The organism is Microbulbifer elongatus, from assembly GCF_020524885.1.
GTDB classification, from domain to species: domain Bacteria; phylum Pseudomonadota; class Gammaproteobacteria; order Pseudomonadales; family Cellvibrionaceae; genus Microbulbifer; species Microbulbifer elongatus_A.
In genome coordinates this window covers 11584-25746 of sequence record NZ_JAIVKJ010000007.1, presented here as the reverse complement: position 1 = coordinate 25746, position 14163 = coordinate 11584, and the positions used below count along the sequence as shown (strand labels likewise).

The 14163-nt window shown below is 58.4% G+C and carries 10 protein-coding genes; 5 read left to right on the top strand and 5 right to left on the bottom strand.

The window, feature by feature from the left end; translation table 11 throughout:
- The first annotated feature begins 116 nt into the window (after positions 1–116).
- From LC059_RS17220 to LC059_RS17210, 3 genes are all read left to right on the top strand, one after another.
- Positions 117–602: an Lrp/AsnC ligand binding domain-containing protein gene (locus tag LC059_RS17220; protein ID WP_226705111.1), complete on the top strand. Its 486-nt coding sequence runs from the start codon at positions 117–119 to the stop codon at positions 600–602.
- A 102-nt stretch (positions 603–704) separates the two neighbouring features.
- Positions 705–2018 carry an efflux RND transporter periplasmic adaptor subunit gene (locus LC059_RS17215; RefSeq protein ID WP_226705110.1) on the top strand — a complete coding sequence of 438 codons (1314 nt, stop codon included), beginning with the start codon at positions 705–707 and terminating at the stop codon, positions 2016–2018.
- Between the two features lie 16 nt (positions 2019–2034).
- Positions 2035–5211 (top strand): efflux RND transporter permease subunit, encoded by a 3177-nt coding sequence (locus tag LC059_RS17210; protein WP_226705109.1) that lies wholly within the window; start codon positions 2035–2037, stop codon positions 5209–5211.
- Positions 5212–5266: 55 nt separating this feature from the next.
- Here LC059_RS17210 and LC059_RS17205 read toward each other — a convergent pair whose 3' ends face one another.
- From LC059_RS17205 to LC059_RS17185, 5 genes are all read right to left on the bottom strand, one after another.
- Entirely contained in the window at positions 5267–5731 is a 465-nt protein-coding gene (locus tag LC059_RS17205) for a DUF962 domain-containing protein (RefSeq protein WP_226705108.1), read from the bottom strand.
- A gap of 150 nt (positions 5732–5881) precedes the next feature.
- Entirely contained in the window at positions 5882–6394 is a 513-nt protein-coding gene (locus LC059_RS17200; protein WP_226705107.1) for an O-acetyl-ADP-ribose deacetylase, read from the bottom strand.
- A gap of 65 nt (positions 6395–6459) precedes the next feature.
- A complete protein-coding gene (gene putP, locus LC059_RS17195) occupies positions 6460–7935 on the bottom strand; it encodes a sodium/proline symporter PutP (RefSeq protein ID WP_226705106.1) in 1476 nt (491 codons plus the stop codon).
- 834 nt (positions 7936–8769) lie between these two features.
- The gene (gene ttcA, locus LC059_RS17190; RefSeq protein ID WP_226705105.1) at positions 8770–9699 is read right to left on the bottom strand and encodes a tRNA 2-thiocytidine(32) synthetase TtcA; all 930 of its coding nucleotides are present in this window, start codon (positions 9697–9699) and stop codon (positions 8770–8772) included.
- Between the two features lie 318 nt (positions 9700–10017).
- A complete protein-coding gene (locus LC059_RS17185) occupies positions 10018–10743 on the bottom strand; it encodes an arylesterase (protein ID WP_319005130.1) in 726 nt (241 codons plus the stop codon).
- Between the two features lie 57 nt (positions 10744–10800).
- Here LC059_RS17185 and LC059_RS17180 point away from each other — a divergent pair, with 57 nt between their 5' ends.
- Both LC059_RS17180 and LC059_RS17175 read left to right on the top strand, forming a co-directional pair.
- Complete coding sequence (locus tag LC059_RS17180) at positions 10801–11541, top strand: ABC transporter ATP-binding protein (protein WP_226705104.1); 741 nt, start codon at positions 10801–10803, stop codon at positions 11539–11541.
- Positions 11541–13994, top strand: a complete 2454-nt coding sequence (locus LC059_RS17175) for an ABC transporter permease (protein ID WP_226705103.1) — start codon at positions 11541–11543, stop codon at positions 13992–13994. Before LC059_RS17180 ends, LC059_RS17175 begins: the two co-directional genes overlap by 1 nt.
- Positions 13995–14163: the final 169 nt, after the last annotated feature.

Genomic DNA, 14163 nt, shown 5'->3' with positions numbered 1-14163 from the left:
TTGCGCTACAGCCAAGTCAAGCCGCAGATTCCACTGGGTATCCACTGCGCAAAAGGTATCCAACGCCAGAACAAAGTAGTGGAATCCACCAGTCAGCCCGAGAGTGAACAGAGCCCATGAAACGCCGCGCCAACGAACTCAGCACCATCGACCGCAACATTCTTCGCGTACTGCAGAAGAACGGCCGCACCAGCTATGCCGAGCTGGCCCGCCAGGTGGGCCTGACCGCCACCCCCTGCGTAGAACGGGTCAAGAAAATGGAATCCGATGGTGTCATTCAGGGCTACACCACGCTGATCAATCCCGAGTTCCTGGATGCCGCTCTGGTGGTGTTCGTGCAGATCCGCCTCAATCGTTCCGCGCAAGACGCGTTCGAGGCGTTTCGCAGTGCGGTCTCTGAACTTCCGGAAGTACAAGAGTGCTATCTGGTATCGGGCAGTTTTGATTACCTGATCAAGGCTCGAGTCGCAGATATGACGGCCTACCGAAAATTTTACGGAGAAACACTGCTGACCCTGCCGGAGGTTCAGGAGTGCACCAGCTACGTAGTAATGGAGCAGGTCAAGGAGACTTTGGAGGTACCGGTACACTACAACCGCTGAATACGGATAAATAACGCGCCAACTGCCGCGTTGCCCGCCACCGGTTCGGTCCCCGCCTTCTAGGATAAATAGAGATAGATCTATTCACTCAAGTTGCGGGAAATGATGTACCAATCCTTACGTAACACGTGCCGCTTGCGGAATCTTGTATTCGCCGCCTGCCTGTTGTCCGTTGGCTGCGGGGATAAGGAGGCGGCGAAACCCACACCCCCGCCGAAAAAGGTGGAGGTTGTCGAAGCCAAGCGCATGAGCTTCAGACCGAGTTTTGAAGTACCTGCGGTGGTGGAAGCAGTGGAAACGGCGCAGATTTTCCCCATTGTCGCTTCGAGGATTCTGTACCAGAACATCGAGCCGGGTAAATTTTTCGAACAGGGCGAAGAGCTCGTAAGACTGGACCCCTATCCCTTTGAAACGGCCGTTGCCACGGCTGAGTCCCAGGTCACTGAAGCACTGTCTAACTTCGAGGAAACACGGGCGAACTTCGAGCGTGCACGGGACCTGCGTCCGCAGGGATACATCTCGGCAAAAGACTTCGACACCGCCAAATCCGATATGCAGGCGGCGGAGGCACAGCTCAACACAGCCCAGACCACGCTGAGACAGGCCAAGCAGGACCTTTCCCATACATCGATATACGCGCCATTTTCCGGGCGCACGGGCCACCCCAATTACGCTGTGGGAGACTTTTTCATCCTGCCCAATTCTGTGCCGATTACGCAGCTGGTCAAAATAGACCCGGTCTATGTCCTCGCCCACATTGGCCAGAAAGCCTACAACGAGTTTTACGCGGCGGTGGAGAAGCTGGAACAGCAGGGTCGCGCCATCCCGAATATGGAGCTCTACATCGAGTTACCAGGGGGTACCGTGTACCCATTCAAGGGAGAGTTTTTTTCCTGGGATGCCACCGCCGCGGCTACTCGCGGCACCGTCGCTGCACGCATCCTGTTCCACAATCCTGACGGTCTGCTGCTCCCCAAGGAAAATGTCACTCTGCGCGGCAAACTGCTGGAGGAAGTGGTGCGCATCGTCATTCCGCAGAAAGCCGTCTCCCAGGATCAACAGGGGCATTATGTCTATCTGCTGGACAATGAAAAAAAGGTCAAACGGGCAAATATCGAAGTCGGTCTGCGCATAGGGCCCAATTGGGCGGTGCGGAAAGGACTCAAGGTGGGCGACCGTGTGCTCGTCGAAGGCCTGCAAAAAGTCAGCCCGGGCGATGAAGTGGAAATGACCGCTGTCGACATCAAACAACTGGATGACCCGGCGCCACCAAACCTGCGCCCCCCGCCCTATTCCCTGCGCGAGCAACTGCGCAAAGAGCGCGAAGCGTTCCGCGAGTACCAGAAGGCGACGATGGAAGCGAGACAGCGAAATCAGCCGGGGGATGTATATACCCCCCACGACACCGGCAAGTAACTCGGGACCGTGATCTGTGAGTGAGCCTACCCACCTGTTTATCAAGCGTCCGCGCTTCGCGTTTGTGATTGCCATTCTGATCACATTTATGGGCGCGCTTGCGGCGATCGTAATGCCGGTGGACCAGTATCCGGATATCGCTGCACCGAAAATTTCGGTGGTCGCCGTTTATCCGGGGGCGGATGCGGAGACGGTCAAAAACGCCGTCGCAATTCCCATCGAAGAGCAGGTCAATGGCGCCGAAGGCATGGTGTACATGACCTCGAACTCCGGCAGCGACGGCACCTACACCCTGTTCATGACCTTCGACATGGATACCGATGCCGACATGGCGCAGGTGGACGTGCAGAACCGGGTCGCACTGGCAGAGCCCTCCCTCCCCCCGGAGGTGTTGAAGCGCGGCATCAAGGTGCGCAAACGCTCCTCCGACATGTTAATGGTGGTAAACCTCTTCTCCCCGGACGATCGCTTTGACGGCGTCTTTCTGTCCAACTTTGCCTCCCTCAACCTGCTCAACGAACTTGCGCGCGTACCCGGAGTTGGTGAGGCGAAAATCATCGGTCCGCTCGATTACGGTATGCGGATCTGGCTGGACCCGGTCAAGATGGCGAACCTGGAAATCTCGGTACCGGAAGTGCTCGCTTCGATACGGGAGCAGAACATCCAGGCCGCTGTGGGTCAGCTGGGCACGCCGCCATCACCCGAATCCACCCAGTTCCAGTACGTACTCACCACCAAAGGCCGCCTGAACTCAGAGGAAGAATTCGGCGATATCGTACTGCGCGCCGATGAAAGTGGCGGTGTGGTCCGCGTCAGGGATATCGCGCGGGTGGAGCTCGGCGCCCAGATTTACAAAGGGTACGGCGAATACAATAACGGGCCCGGTGTCTTGCTCGCCATTTACAAATTGTCGGACGCCAATGCACTGGAAGTGGCCGGGAACGTCAAGGCCAAGGTGGAGGAGCTCTCCCAATATTTTCCCGAAGGCGTTGAAGCGGTCATTGGTCACGACACCACCGAGTTTATTGCCGTTTCACTGGAAGAAACCGTCATGACCCTGATCATGACGGTGATCCTGGTGATTATCGTCACCTACCTGTTCCTGGGTAACGTGCGCGCCGCGCTGGTGCCGACCCTGGCGGTGCCGGTATCCATCATCGGCACACTCGGCGTCCTCTATGCCATGGGCATGACCATCAATACGGTTACGCTGTTCGGCTTGATCCTCGCCATCGGGGTAGTGGTCGATGACGCCATCATCGTGGTTGAGGATGTCGAGCGCATCATGCACGAGGAAGGTCTCGACAAGCGCGCGGCCACGGCCAAGGCCATGCAAGAGGTATCGGGCCCCATTGTCGCCACATCTATGGTCCTGCTTGCAGTGTTCGGACCGACCATGCTGTTACCGGGGATGACCGGCCGCATGTTCGGTCAGTTCGGCACCACAATTACGGTTTCTGTACTGATCTCCATGATCAATGCCCTGACACTGAGCCCGGCCTTGTGCTCAACCGTACTGAAAGAGGGGCATCACAAGCCTAACGCGGTGATCCGCGGCTTCAACTGGGGATTTGAGAAAATTGCCGGCGGTTACCTCAAAATTGTGGACTGGCTCGCCCGCCATATTTTACTGAGCCTCGCCATTATTGCCGGCCTGTTCGTCTGCCTGTTCCTGTTGTTCCAGTCTGTTCCCAAAAGCTTTATCCCCGATGAGGATAAAGGGTTTTTCATGGTTGACGTGCAACTGCCCGAGGCCGCTGCCCTGGAGCGCACGGCTGCGGTGATCGATGAGATCAACGAAGCATTGATGCAAGATCCGGCTATCGACAAAGTATTGTCAGTGAATGGCTTCAGCCTGCTGAACGTGATGCTGCAATCCAATGCCGGCATGGTTATCGCAAAACTGAAGCCCTGGGATGAGCGCACATCACCCGAGGTATCGCAGCAGGCCTTGCAAAAGAAATACCAAGCACAGTTCGCGCAGCTACCCGAGGCTCAGGTGCTGGTATTCGGAGCGCCGGCAATTCCCGGTCTCGGTGCCATGGCCGGCTTCTCCTTTATGCTCGAAGATACGCAAGGTGTGGGCGCCCAGGAACTGTTCCGGGTAGTTCAAGACTTTTCCGCGGCGGCCACCGAACAACCGGAAATCGCTCGCGCCTTCTCAATCTTCAAAGCTGGCTCGCCACAGATCCGCCTGGACATTGACCGTGTGAAAGCGAAAACGCTGGGGATAAAAATCAGCGATATCTTTCTCACCCTGCAAACCCAGCTCGGCGCCATCTATGTCAACGATTTCAATCTGTACAACAAAACCTTCAAGGTCATGGTGCAGGCTGAATCCCGATTCCGGCAGCAGGAAAGGGATTTGGAAAAAATCTATATCACCAACAAAAAAGGCGAGCCGGTGCCGCTGCCCGCCATTCTCAGCACCGAGCCGATACTCGGCGCGGTTACCCTGAAACGCTACAACACCTATGACGCAGCGAAAATTAGCGGCGGGCCGAATGTCGCCGGAGGTTACAGCTCCGGCGATGCGATGAACGCACTCGAACGGGTGGCGATAGAAACACTGCCCGCCGGCTTCAAATTCGATTGGTCCGATTCCAGCTACGAGGAGCGCCAGGCCGGGAACGCCTCCACCATCGCCCTGGTACTCTCCCTGATCTTCACCTTCCTGTTCCTGGCCGCGCTTTATGAGTCCTTCATGACGCCGTTCGCGATTATCCTGTCGGTACCCATCGCCATTGTCGGCGCCATTGGCGCACTGATAATTGCCGGCGAGCCTCTCAGCCTGTACGGTCAGATTGGTCTGGTGCTGTTGGTGGCACTGGCTGCGAAGACCGCAATCCTGATTGTCGAATTTGGTAAATCACAACGGGAAGTGGAAAAGTTGCCGCTACACGAGGCAACAGTAACCGCGGCAAAATTGCGCTTCCGCCCAGTGATCATGACAACCCTCTCGTTTGTGGTGGGCACCATTCCCCTGGTCATCGCGTCAGGTGCCGGTGCTGCAAGCCGGGTTTCACTCGGCACCGCAGTGATGGGCGGAACCATTATGGCGTGTATCGCAGGCACCCTACTGGTGCCGATCTTTTTCAAGATCGTCCAGGGCGCTCGCGAAAAAATACACAGAGGAAAGAAAGAAGAACAGACAGGTTCGGCGGGAGATCCCGAACAGACATCCCACCACTGAACCCGGGCACAAGAACGTTTACAGGTAGCAGCGCCCTGCTACCTCCTGAACTTGCTCAGTAGGAAATTCCCAGCTTGCGATACAAAAAGCCGATCACCCAAGCCGGGCCGATCAGCAGGAACTGGATATCTTTGAGGAAGGATGGTTTCTTGCCCTCGATATGGTGCCCGATAAACTGGAACACCCACATCACCACAAACACGCCCACAGACCACCAGAGCACACTGTAACCGGCACGCTCCAGCGCACTACAGGCACCCAGGCAGAGCAGAGACAGGGCAATCATCCCCAGCGCCAGCGGGAATGACATCACTACATAAAACAGGATTGCAGGTACCAGCGCGACCACGGCCCAATTGAGCCAGGGCAAGACCGCCATCCATTCGGGTTGGGGAATAGACCAGAAAAGCCCCACCACTGTTAAATAAATCAGCGGAACCGCCACCCAATGAATGGCCTTGTTGGTGGAATTCTGGTGGCTCTCGCCATATTCGCTGAACCACTGCTCTGCTGTGCGCATGGTCTACCTCGCCTTGATTGTTATTGGACTGGGATGGCTTCAGGAATGGTACAGCAGAACCAGATTTGACCAAATAGTCACAGAGGTGCCGTCACCTTTAACCGTTAGTCGCAGATGACGGTCGCAAAGCGGGTTACATTTTCAGTTGTATCAGCGTCTTACACACGCATCCAACTGCATGCGATACAGCTCGGCCATATCTTCATCGATACAACAAAATATGACATGACGAGGTCCATCGTCGCGGTCCAGGTGATTTTGAACCTGCTCCACGGCAATTTCGACGGCGAGTTCCGGGGGATAATCGTAAACACCGCAACTGATGGCAGGGAACGCAATGGAGTGGATGTGTTCGCGGCGGGCCAGAGCCAGACACTGGCGGTAACAACTGGCCAGTAACTCCGGCTCGCCCAGGTTACCGCCGCGCCAGACCGGGCCAACAGTGTGAAAAATTCGCTTAACCGGGAGGCGATAACCCGGTGTGGCCCTAACCTCGCCCACCGGGCAACCGCCAATCTGGCGGCAGGCTTCGAGCAACTCCGGGCCGGCGGCGCGATGAATGGCACCATCGACACCGCCGCCGCCGAGTAGCCTCTGGTTGGCTGCATTGACGATTACATCCACGTGCAACCGAGTGATATCACCGAGGTGTACTTCGATCACTCTCTATACTCCAACCACAGGCACCACCGGTCATACGCGCAGTCCTGCGCATGTGCGATGATCGATTACTGCTTTTGCCCCAGCAACTGACGGTGGCGCGTTGATATTTCGTCGGGGCAATGCGTCAAAGCACTTACTAAAACAATAGCAGCTGCGGAGAGCACAAAGCCGGGCAACAGCTCGTATATATCGAATAGGCCACCCGAGAGCTGTTTCCAGACAACAACGGTTATACCCCCGACGAGTACCCCGGCAATCGCGCCTGCACCGGTCATTCGCGACCAGAACAGGCTAATCAGTATCGTCGGGCCAAATGCCGCGCCCAACCCTGCCCACGCATAGGCCACCACGTCGAGCACCTTGGAATCCGGGTCCATGGCCACACCGACCGCAATCAGCGACAACGCCACCACCGCCCAGCGGCCCACCTTCACGATACTTTCCGAACTGGCCTTTTTGCCAAACCACACGTGGTAAATATCTTCCGCCAGCGCCGCCGACGATACCAAAAGCTGGGAATCCGCCGTACTCATGATCGCTGACAGGATCGCCGCCAGCAGAATGCCGGCAACCAGGGGGTGGAACAGGGACTCCACCAACGCCATGAAAATACGCTCGCCGTCCGGCAGCGTCTGCGCCAGCTCCAGATGACCAAACAGGCCGACACACATGGCGCCGAGAAAACCCGCCAGAGACCAGACCGCCGCTACCGTAGCGGCCACTGGCATGTCGTCCGGGTGCCTAAGCGCCTTGAAGCGCGCCAGAATGTGCGGCTGGCCGAAATAACCCAGGCCCCACGCAAGAGAACTCAGAATGGCCGCGACGCCCAGCGCCGTGCCGGAGCTGTCGGTCATCCAGTGCATCAGCTCCGGATGCTGCTGACGCATGGATGCAACCGCGCTGCCCAGGCCACCCTCGTCCGAAATCACCATGACGGGCACGATCACCAGCGCCAGACTCATCAACAGCCCCTGAAATACGTCGGTCCAGCTCACCGCCAGGAAGCCACCAAATAGCGTGTAGGAAATGACGGCGATAGCACCAATCACCACCGCCCACTGATAGTCCCAGCCAAATACCGTTTCAAACAACTTGCCGCCCGCGATCAGTCCGGACGCCACATAAAACAGAAAAAACAGCAGAATGAAAAACGCACAGATTGTACGCAGGTAAGGGTGCCCCATATTGAAACGACGGTGCAGGTAGGCCGGCACCGTCAGCGAATCGTCCAGCGCATAGGTATAAATTCGCAGGCGTCTCGCCATGGTGACCCAGCTCAGCAGGATGCCGCTGAACAGGCCAATGGCGATCCACCCGGAAGAGAGACCACTCGCATAGGCAGCGCCGGGCAGGCCCAGCAGCAGCCAGCCGCTCATATCCGATGCCCCCGCACTGAGCGCCGCTACCGCCGGCGGCAGAGAGCGGCCACCCAGAAAGTAATCACTGGCATTTTTGGTGCGCTGGTAGGCGTAAACGCCAATGACAACAATCAGGGCCAGATAGGCAATAAACGTTAAGGCGACAAGCCACTGTCCGGACATGTAGATTTCCCCGTCAGAATTGGCAGATAAAGCCACGCTTCGCTGAAGCGTATGCTGAATCCGGCGTTATTGGTCTTTATTGCGCGTAAATCTACCCATTTGCTGGCGTTTGCTCAATCCGCAAACTAAACCATGGGTATGAGTTGCGTGAAAGCATACCTCGGCAACGCGATGAACATGTAAAACACGAACTTCGATAACGTATTGAAAACGCTATGGAGCGGCACTTTCCGAACAGGTAGTAAGGGAACCTTAAAAGCATTATGGGTATTTGTCTGAACGAACTGCGCATGCTCGTCGTTCGTCCCACACTAAAGCAGTTACGTGCCTGGTCACCGGGTATGGAAGCCCTTTTACTTGGCACCGCAGCGCAGGAATCCGAGCTCGGGTTTCACCTCAAACTGGGTAGCCGCCACGGCATGGGGATATTCCAGATACTTCCCAGCACCCATCGACAAGTCTGGGATAAATACCTGATCAACTTCCCGGCTCTCGCCTCCAAAGTGCGCGGACTCGCCAGCCAGCGAGATTTCCTCCAACACCCCCACGCAGAGCTCGCCACCAACCTGCGCTACGCCACTGCCATCGCCTGGCTGATCTATCGCGCCGCCGGTGTGGACAAAGTGGAAAGTACCGATCTGCCTAAAATGGCAAAACTGTGGAAAAAACACTTCCACCACGGCCCCAGCGCCAGCTTGCGGGATTTTGTGGACAGCTATAGCAAACTGATCAATCCCGAGAAAAAACTGGACCCCAAAACCAAAACAGCCGCGGCAAATGCCACGGCTGCGAACAACGATACCCTGTTAATCGAAGAAGACGAACCGCCGTCGACTACAGGTTGCGCGCCTCGATATACATCGGCTGCACCGGCTCAACCTTCTCCTCACGCGCATCGGCAGGAATCCAGGAGTCCACGTACTGCTCGATCGCGCGCGCGTCCACCTCAGGCGCGGGTTTAGAACGGTCCAGCTCGAGGCTCTCGAAATCGTACAGATCCCGGTCCGCCAGCTGTGACGGCGAAACCCTGGTCAATGCCGCGAAGATATTATCGCTACGACCGGGAAACTTCTTGTCCCAGTCATTCAACATACCCTTGATCATCTGCCGCTGCAGATTCTCCTGACTCCCGCACAGGTTGCACGGAATGATTGGGAAATTCTTGTACTCGGCAAAATCCACCAGGTCCGACTCGCGGCAATACGCCAGCGGACGAATCACAATATTGCGCCCATCATCCGCCCGCAGTTTCGGCGGCATCGCCTTCAGGCGACCACCGTAAAACATATTCAGAAACAGCGTCTCGACGATATCGTCTTTATGGTGCCCCAGTGCCACCTTGGTCGCACCAATCTCCTCGGCAAAACCATAGAGGGTGCCGCGGCGCAGACGGGAGCAGAGTCCACACGTGGTTTTACCTTCCGGCACCACCTCTTTCACCACACTGTAAGTGTCTTTATTCACAATGTGGTACGGCACCCCGATGGACTGCAGATACTCCGGCAGAATATGCTCCGGGAAACCCGGCTGCTTCTGATCCATATTCACCGCCACCAGCTCAAAGTGCACCGGTGCCGTCTTCTGCAGGTTCATCAGGATTTCCAGCATCGCATAGGAATCCTTACCGCCCGACAGGCACACCATCACCTTGTCGCCCTCTTCAATCATATTGAAGTCAGCGATCGCCTTGCCCACATTGCGGCGCAGACGCTTTTGCAGCTTGTTGAATTCCAGCCGCTCGCGGCGGTTTTCCAGATCAGACATGGGGTAAATCTCAAATACAGAACAGCAATTTGTTGGGCGCGAAGTTGGGGGCGCTTACCGCTTTGCCCAACTTACAAAAATATGAGTACGAAGCTCAAACTCGGATGCGAAGGCACTGATGCCGGGCAAGCCTTTGCGGGACCGTCTGTGGCCATGGATGGCCACAGCCGAGCGTTCATGGATGAACTCGTAGCGTGTCCCGCAAAGGCTTGCCCGGCAGCAGTGCCGCCACCGAACCAGCTACGAAGCGAAACCACCTACGGAGCCCCAAATTAAAGGGCCCCGGGAAAAATCAGGTCGCGATTGTACGCTTTCCGATCAAGAAGTGCACAGGCTATCGGACCGAACGTCCTCATTGCCTTTCAATATGGCTTCCAGACAGGGCCACACATGCTCCAGCAGTGCCGGCTGCGCCTTTGCCGTCGGATGAATGCCATCCGTCTGCATCGCCCCTTCCTCCAGCGCCACCGGCTCCAGGAAGAACGGAATCAAAGGCACCTGCTCTGCCGCCGCCACCTTCGGGTACACCGCCGCAAACGCCTTGGTATACGCCTTGCCGTAGTTCGGCGGCATCTGCATACCCAGCAACAGCACTTCAGCGCCGCCCTCCCGGGCCAGCTTCACCATCTGCTGGAGATTGCTCTGTAACATCCGTGGCGGGTAGCCGCGCAGGCCATCGTTACCGCCAAGCTCCACCACCAGGTAGTCCGGCGAATGTTCGGCCAGCAGCCGCGGCAAGCGGGTCAGCCCACCGGCGGACGTCTCACCGCTAATACTGGCATTCACCACATCAACCGCCAGACTCCTATCCGCCAGCCGCTTGCGCAACAACTGTACCCAGCCCTCGCGCTCATCCAGGCCGTAGGCCGCACTGATACTGTCCCCCAGAATCACCAGTGTCTGTTTCTCATCGGCAGCATCCGCCGCACCCACTGAGCCATCCGCCCGCACAAAGCCTGCGTACAAAGATGTGACCAGCGCGACGAACAGCAGGCCACGCGGGACAAAATCGGCCGCAAAAGCCCGGAAAAAAACTGCCGCCATGTCATACTCTCCACTACGAATCTAAAGCACATTTTGCCGAATTTTCAGGGACTTTCCATGTCAGTGATGCTCAAAGCCGAAAATCTCCACCACCGCGTCAGCACCAGTGAAGGCCCACTTACCTTGCTGAACGACATTTCCCTGCAACTCCCTGCCGGCCAGAGCCTTGCCATTACCGGCGCCTCCGGCTCCGGCAAATCCACCCTGCTGGGCCTGCTCGCCGGTCTCGACCGCCCCACCGAGGGCAAGATCTGGCTCGCCGGCGAAGACATCACCGCCATGGACGAAGAGCAGCGCGCCGCACTGCGCGCCCGCTGTGTCGGCTTCGTATTCCAGACCTTCCAGCTGCTGCCCGGCCTCACCGCGCGGGAAAACGTCATGCTGCCGAGCGAACTTCGCGGTGAGCGCAACGCCGGCAAACGGGCCGAGGAATTCCTCGAGCGCGTTGGCCTCGGCCACCGCCTCCACCACTACCCGCGCCAGCTCTCTGGCGGCGAGCAACAGCGGGTCGCCATTGCCCGCGCGTTTTGTAGTATCGCCGGCAATGATAAAGACACCGGCAATGGCATTCTGTTCGCCGACGAACCCACCGGCAGCCTCGACGCCCACAACGGCGAAAAGGTGATCGACCTGCTGTTCAACCTCAACGCCGAGACCGGCACCACCCTGGTGCTGGTAACTCACGAACAACGACTCGCCGAACGCTGCGGTGCCCACCTGCGCATGGCCGCGGGCGAAATTACCACTGCCGATATCCCGGACAGCTACTTCGGTGATCAGGCGGAGGTGTCCGCCTGATGCTGCCACTCCGACTACTCGGCCGCGACTGGCGCGGCGGCGAGCTTGCGCTGATCGCCACTGCGCTGATCCTGGCGGTAAGCTGCGTCACCGCCATCGCCCACTTCTCCGACCGCCTGACCCGGGCCATGCACATCCAGTCCCAGAGTTTTCTGGCCGCCGAGCGGGTGCTGAAAAGCAGCAAGGAAGTACCCCAGGAATGGCTGGACAAGGCTGACGACCTCGGGCTGGAACGCGCCAAAACCGTCACCTTCGCCTCCATGCTCTCCGCTGGCGACGAATTCCAGTTTGCCTCGGTAAAAGCAGTAAGTGACGGCTACCCATTGGTGGGCCACCTGGAAATGCGTGCGCAGGTCGAAGCCCAATCAAAAGTCGTGCAGCAAGGCCCGCGCCCAGGCAACGTTTGGCTGGAGGCCCGCCTGCTACCCCTGATGCAACTGGAGATCGGTGACCAGCTACAGCTGGGCGACGGCAGCTTCACTATCGACGGCATCATCGACCACGAACCGGACCGTGGCGCCAACCTGTTTTCCATGGGTGCGCGAGTGATGATGCACACCAGCGACCTCGCCGCCACCAACATTCTGCAGCCCGGCAGCCGCGTAAATTACCGCTACCTGCTGGCCGGTGACGACGCCGCACTGGAAAGCTATCTCACGTGGCTGCGCCCCAAACTCACCCTGCACGAACACATCACCGACCTGAAAGAAGGCCAGCCACGGGTTGCCAAAACCCTCGAGCGCGCCGAGAGCTTCCTCTACCTGGCAGCCAGCCTCGCAGTGCTGCTGGCCAGCGTCGCCGTCGGCCTCGCCGCGCGCCGCTATGGCCTGCGCCATGCCAACTATGTGGCGGTCATGAAAAGCCTCGGCGCCGGCAAAAACAAAATCCTCGGTATCTATCTCGGCCAGATGAGCGCGCTCGCCATCATCGCCACCGTAGCCGGCCTCGCCATTGGATCCTTCGTGCAGTCCCAGGCGGTAAACCTGCTCGCCGGCTTCTTCCCGGTCACGCCACCGCCAAGCAGCTGGCAGCCACTGCTGGTGGGTATCGCCACCGGCCTCGCCTGTGTTATCGGCTTTGCCCTGCCGCCCCTGTTCCGTCTCGCCCAGACCGACCCGATGCAGACCCTGCGCCAGGACTGGAGCAACCCGGACAAACGCGAATGGTTCGGGCTCATCCCCGGGCCGCTGTCCATGCTGCTGCTGATCTGGTGGCTCTCCGGCAGTCTCGCCACCACCGCCGCCCTGCTCGCCGGACTCGGCCTGCTGGTCGCCGGCAGTGCCGTGGTAAATCGCCTGCTGGTCCGCGGCAGACTCGCCGCCCTCGGCGGCAGCTGGCGTATCGCACTTGGCAGCCTGCAGCGCCGCGCCGGCTTTAACACCCTGCTGATCGCCGCCTTCGGCACCGGCCTGCTCGCCATGCTCGCCATGTTCTACGCGCGCACCGCGCTGATCGACGAATGGAAAATGCAGCTGCCGGAAAACGCCCCCAACCACTTCCTCGTCAACATCGCCCCCTACGAACTGGACGGTGTAAAACAGAAAGTGGAAGACAAGAATCTCGAGGGCACCGAGTTCTATCCCATGGTGCGCGGCCGCCTGATCGCCGTGAACGGCACCCCGGTCACCGAGCGCGAAAACACCGACGGCGCCATCCGCCGCGAACTCAACCTCAGCTGGACCGACACCCTCCCCGCCGACAACAAAATCGTCGCCGGCGAATGGTGGAATGAAAATCTCACCGAGGGCGTATCGGTCGAAGTCGAAGTCGCCGCGCGCCTTGGCCTGGAAATGGGCGATGTGCTGCGCTTCTCCATTGGCGGTCTGGAGACTGAATCCACCATCACCAGCCTGCGCACCCTCGACTGGAACAGCATGCGCCCCAACTTCTTCATGCTGTTCGCCCCCGGAAGCCTCGACAACTTCCCGGCCACCTACATCCAGAGCTTCTACCTGCCGCCGGAAGACAAACTGTTCGTCAACGAACTGGTGAAAAACTTCCCCAGCGTCAGCATCATCGAACTGGACAAGATCCTGGAAAACATCCGCGAAACCATCGGCCAGGTCGCCATCGCCATCGAATCCGTCCTTGCCCTCATGCTCATCGCCGGGGTACTGGTGCTGATCGCCGGCGTACGCGCCAGCATCGCCGAACGCTTGCAGGAAGCCGCCGTCATCCGCACACTGGGCGGCCGCCGGCAACTGCTTATTCGCAGCCTGATGATCGAATTCGGATTACTGGGAATTGCCGCGGGACTGCTTGCAGCTTTTGGTACTGAGGCGACACTGGCGGTGCTTTCACAGCGCGTGTTTGAGTTGCCGTTTAACTTTCACCCGGGGTTGTGGATACTCGGCCCGCTTGTGGGTGCGTTGCTTGTTGGCACCGCCGGAACGCTGGCGTGTCGCAGTGCGGTTAGTCAGCCACCGCTGAAAGTGTTGCGCGAGCTAGCGTGACACGACTTTCGTAGCGCTGGATTCTGGCCTTCGCCAGAATGACGACGTAGAACCCGCTTACGAAGTACAAGACTTAAATGAGAAGGCCGGGCGCTGGGGATTCATTTTCAGAAGCGTCGGCGACAGGGACGTCGCCGACGCAGCGTACAGGGATGTATACACAGCGGTT

Excerpts from the sequence above, each read along its gene's own strand:
- LC059_RS17220 (WP_226705111.1), top strand. The coding sequence starts at position 117 with ATGAAACGCCGCGCCAACGAACTCAGCACCATCGACCGCAACATTCTT.
- ttcA (WP_226705105.1), bottom strand. The coding sequence starts at position 9,699 with ATGTCTGATCTGGAAAACCGCCGCGAGCGGCTGGAATTCAACAAGCTG.
- LC059_RS17185 (WP_319005130.1), bottom strand. The coding sequence starts at position 10,743 with ATGGCGGCAGTTTTTTTCCGGGCTTTTGCGGCCGATTTTGTCCCGCGT.
- LC059_RS17215 (WP_226705110.1), top strand. The coding sequence starts at position 705 with ATGATGTACCAATCCTTACGTAACACGTGCCGCTTGCGGAATCTTGTA.
- LC059_RS17175 (WP_226705103.1), top strand. The coding sequence starts at position 11,541 with ATGCTGCCACTCCGACTACTCGGCCGCGACTGGCGCGGCGGCGAGCTT.
- LC059_RS17180 (WP_226705104.1), top strand. The coding sequence starts at position 10,801 with ATGTCAGTGATGCTCAAAGCCGAAAATCTCCACCACCGCGTCAGCACC.
- LC059_RS17205 (WP_226705108.1), bottom strand. The coding sequence starts at position 5,731 with ATGCGCACAGCAGAGCAGTGGTTCAGCGAATATGGCGAGAGCCACCAG.
- putP (WP_226705106.1), bottom strand. The coding sequence starts at position 7,935 with ATGTCCGGACAGTGGCTTGTCGCCTTAACGTTTATTGCCTATCTGGCC.